Raw genomic sequence first — 3,765 nt, forward strand, 5'->3', positions numbered from 1 at the left:
TGTTTTCCGGTCGATCCTCGGTCGGGAGGCAGGCCTCATCCTGGTGGCGGCGATCATCGCCTGGACCGCCATCTTCGACCTGTGGCTGCTGACGCCGGTCGACATCGGCGGCACCCTGTTCGGTGGCGCCTTCACCTTCGAGCGGAATGCGCTGGGCGGCGTGGCCGCGATGGCGGGGGTGCTGATCGCGGCCCTGCTGCGGCTGCCCGGCTTCAGGCTGGCCTGGGCCGCTTCCGGCCTCCTGCCGCTGGCGATCGGGGCGAACGGGCTCTGGCGCTACCCCGACGATGTCGGTGGCAACCTGATCTTCAGCCCCCAGCCGCAGGAGATCGCCGTGGCCATGGTCGTTGCCGCCGGCTTCCTGCTGCTCGGGATCGTCTTGCGCCGATATCTCGCCGGCCGCACCCGGCCCGTTCGCGCGGCCATACGGCTGCCGGTGATGGCGGCGATGGCCGTGGTCTCTCTGGGAATCCCGGCCGCGACCCTGCTGCGGCACCCGGCGCCGCCCTGCGCCTTCGACAGCGCCGGCCGCCAGGTCTCCGCCTGCCTGGGCGGGCCGGACGAGGCGCATGTCACGGTGGATTGATGGGTCAGGCCGCCTTCCAGGCCGGCCTGACGGTCAAGCCGCCTTCCAGGCGGGCGCGGCGGGGCGGATCGCGGTGTCACCGGCGAGCAGCGGCCCCGAATCGCCCTCCAGCGTCTCGATCCGCAGCAGCGCCAGGCCGATGCCGTCGCGGCTCGACCGCATTTCGCCGACCTCGCGGCCGTCGCGCAGGATCAGCGTGCCGGGTTCGGGGGCCGGGCCGTCCAGGAGCACCGGCGCCAGCCGCTTCTTCAGCAGGCCGCGATACTTGGTCCGGGCCGTCAGCTCCTGGCCCATATAGCAGCCCTTATCCCAGGCGATGGCGTTGAGCGAATCGTAATTCGCCTCCAGCAGCACCGTCTTATCAGGCACCAGGTCGCGGCTGCCATCCGGCACGCCGAGCGACAGGCGCAGCCGATCCCAGGCCTCCGGCCCGACCTCCGCCAGGCCCAGCCCGGCCAGGGTGTCCCGCGCCGTTGCCTTCGGCAGCAGCGCCCGGGCGCCCAGCCCGGCCAGCCGCGCATCGGTGAAGGCAATACCATCGGCAAGAGGCCGGGCGGCCCCCGGCTCGGCCAGCAGGTCCAGCGCGGCGCGGCCTTCGGTGCCGGGGAGGGCGGCCACCGCCCAATCCGCGGTCACGTCGGCCAGCTCGATCTTGGACCGCAGCTTGTACATCCGCAGGCGGCGGAACAGATCGGCGCCGCGTCCGGCCTCGCAATCGACCAGCCAGGCATCGCCCAGCGCGACCACGTGGAAATCGTGCAGGTACTTGCCCTGCGGCGTCAGCAGCGCGGCGAAGATGGCGCGGTCGGGCGCGACCTTGAGCATGTCGTTGGAGACCAGCCCCTGCAGGAAACTCGCCCGGTCCTCGCCGGTCAGGCGCAGGACATCGCGGTCGAGAAGGGTGAATTCGGCCATGGCGTCGCCCGGGTTGAATGCGGCATCTGCCCGAAGAGGTGGGGCAGGGACGGGGCGGACGCAAGCTTTCCTGCGCAAGACAGCGACGGAACCGGCGAATTGCGGCGTGAAGGTGGCATAGAGGCACCCGAAGCGGTGCGCAACGCTGAGAGCATCATGAAGACCACGTGGATTGTCGGGGCTGCGCTGGCGGCCCTCGTCGCCGGCACGGCCATGGCGGCAGCCCAGAGCGCCCCCGAGGGCGGCTGGCGCGGCGGGTTCTTCCGGAAGCTGGATACCAACAAGGACGGCAAGGTCGAGCGGACCGAGGTTCAGGCTTGGGCGGATGCGCGGTTCAAGGCCCTCGATACGGCAGGTGACGGGACGTTGACGAAGGATCAGTATGTCGACGCCATGATTGCAAAGATCCGCCCCCGCCTCGAACAGCGTTTCGACAAGCTCGACGCCGATAAGGATGGGAAGGTGACTGCTGCTGAGTTCGAGGCGCCGGCCCTGGCCCGCTTCGACCGGCGCGACACCGCCAAGACGGGCTCTTTGTCGATCGATGACCTCACGAAACACCAAAACTGAAGCGTGGCCGAGAGCGACGATGCCCTGGTGGCGGCCGTGGCGGCGGGTGACGCCGCCGCGTGCCGTCGCCTGGTCGACCGGCATCTCGGACGGCTGCTTGCCTTTGCCCAGCGCATGCTGGGCGGCCGCGCCGATGCCGAGGACGTGGCCCAGGATGCCTTCCTGGCGCTGTGGAAGGAAGCCGGGCGCTGGCGCCCCGACGGGAGCGCGACGGTGTCCACCTGGCTCACCCGCGTCGCCTACAACCGTGCGATCGAACGGTTGCGGCGCCAGCCTTCAGTCCCGCTCGACGCCATCCCGGAGCCGCCCGACCCCGCGCTCGGCGCCGAAGCCGGGCTGCAACGCACCCGGGTCTCACGCCGGGTGGCCGACGCGCTTGCCCTCCTGCCCGAACGGCAGCGCGCGGCCATCCTGCTCAGCCACTACGAAGGGCTGGGAAATCGCGAGATCGGCGAAACCCTCGGTGTCGGGGTGGAAGCGGTGGACTCGCTGTTGTCGCGCGGGCGGCGCGCGCTGCGGCAGGCCCTGGCGGCAGAACGGGCCGATCTGATGGGAGATGTCTGATATGGCCGAGATGACGCTCGATCGGTTCCTCGATCTGCTCGACCGGCACGGGCCGGTGATCGATCGCTGGCCCGCGGCGGACCAGGACGGTGCGGAAACCCTGCTGGCGGCCTCGGCACCGGCGCGATCCGCCGTGGCGGACGCAAGGGCGGTGACCAGGGCGCTGAACGATCTGCGGGTGGCCGCTCCCTCGGCCGCGCTGCTCGGTCGCATCCTGGACGCGGCGCCGCGACCCCGGCGCTGGATCTCCGAACTGCTGTCCTGGCGACCGGCGGTGGCCTTCGCCGCGGCGCTGCTGGTCGGGGTCTATCTCGGCGCGGTGATGCCGACGCCGGTGCAGGCCAGCGACGACGACTGGTCCACGGTCGGCTTCGCCATGGCCGACGACCAGTCGACATTCGGGGTGACGCCGTGACGGGACGATCCTGGCGCTGGGCCCTGGTGGCCTCGCTGGCACTGAACCTGCTGCTGCTTGGCGTCATCGGCACCTATTGGTGGCGCTGGCCGCAATGGCAGCCGATGTCCGCGACGCTGACCGAACTGGTGCAGGCCCTGCCCGAGGCGGACCGTTCGACGCTGCTGCCGCTGGTCGACAAGCACAAGGCCGAGCTCAAGGCCGGCTATGACGAGATCAAGGGGCTGCGCCAGGCGGCTCGGGCGGCGTTGGTCGCCGAGCCCTATGATGCGGCCAAGGTCGAGGCGGCCTTCGATGCGCTGCGCGAAAAATCGGCCGATCTCCGCGCCGACAGCCAAGCCACGCTGCTGGCGATCCTGTCGAAGCTGCCGCTGGAACAGCGCCGCCAGCTGACCGAACGGAAGGGAATGCTGGGACCATCTTAGAGCCCATTTGTAAACGCTACTGGTGCGGCCGTCTGACGGCGGTTTCTCCGCTTCCGGTGCTCACGGACCAAACGTCCGCTGCGCTCCGGTTCTCGAAACCACCGCCACCAGACGGCCGCACCAGTAGCATTTACAGACGGGCTCTTACGACGGCCCCAGCATTCCCTTCCGTTCGGTCAGCTGGCGGCGCTGTTCCAGCGGCAGCTTCGACAGGATCGCCAGCAGCGTGGCTTGGCTGTCGGCGCGGAGATCGGCCGATTTTTCGCGCAGCGCATCGAAGGCCGCCTCGA

Annotated in this window: 6 protein-coding genes; 5 read left to right on the forward strand and 1 reads right to left on the reverse strand. The window is 70.1% G+C overall.

Going from position 1 to position 3,765, the window contains the following annotated elements; genetic code table 11:
- A partial coding sequence (locus AC3XYG_RS32500) for a hypothetical protein (protein ID WP_489144028.1) occupies positions 1-586 on the forward strand: 586 nt, incomplete at its 5' end.
- A 33-nt stretch (positions 587-619) separates the two neighbouring features.
- On the opposite strand, the gene ygfZ is transcribed toward AC3XYG_RS32500, so the two are convergent.
- Complete coding sequence (gene ygfZ, locus AC3XYG_RS32505; protein ID WP_489144029.1) at positions 620-1,501, reverse strand: CAF17-like 4Fe-4S cluster assembly/insertion protein YgfZ; 882 nt, start codon at positions 1,499-1,501, stop codon at positions 620-622.
- A gap of 156 nt (positions 1,502-1,657) precedes the next feature.
- Between ygfZ and AC3XYG_RS32510 the strand changes: the two genes are divergently transcribed.
- Genes AC3XYG_RS32510 through AC3XYG_RS32525 form a run of 4 tightly spaced genes read left to right on the forward strand, consistent with a single transcriptional unit; the run spans position 1,658 to position 3,475 of the window.
- Complete coding sequence (locus AC3XYG_RS32510; RefSeq protein WP_489144030.1) at positions 1,658-2,071, forward strand: EF-hand domain-containing protein; 414 nt, start codon at positions 1,658-1,660, stop codon at positions 2,069-2,071.
- Between the two features lie 3 nt (positions 2,072-2,074).
- A complete protein-coding gene (locus tag AC3XYG_RS32515) occupies positions 2,075-2,635 on the forward strand; it encodes a sigma-70 family RNA polymerase sigma factor (RefSeq protein WP_489144031.1) in 561 nt (186 codons plus the stop codon).
- Between the two features lies 1 nt (position 2,636).
- Complete coding sequence (locus AC3XYG_RS32520; protein ID WP_489144032.1) at positions 2,637-3,050, forward strand: hypothetical protein; 414 nt, start codon at positions 2,637-2,639, stop codon at positions 3,048-3,050.
- Positions 3,047-3,475 carry a periplasmic heavy metal sensor gene (locus AC3XYG_RS32525; protein WP_489144033.1) on the forward strand — a complete coding sequence of 143 codons (429 nt, stop codon included), beginning with the start codon at positions 3,047-3,049 and terminating at the stop codon, positions 3,473-3,475. The genes AC3XYG_RS32520 and AC3XYG_RS32525 overlap by 4 nt, the downstream gene beginning before the upstream one ends.
- The last annotated feature ends 290 nt before the right edge of the window (positions 3,476-3,765 follow it).

The organism is Inquilinus sp. (assembly GCF_057815775.1).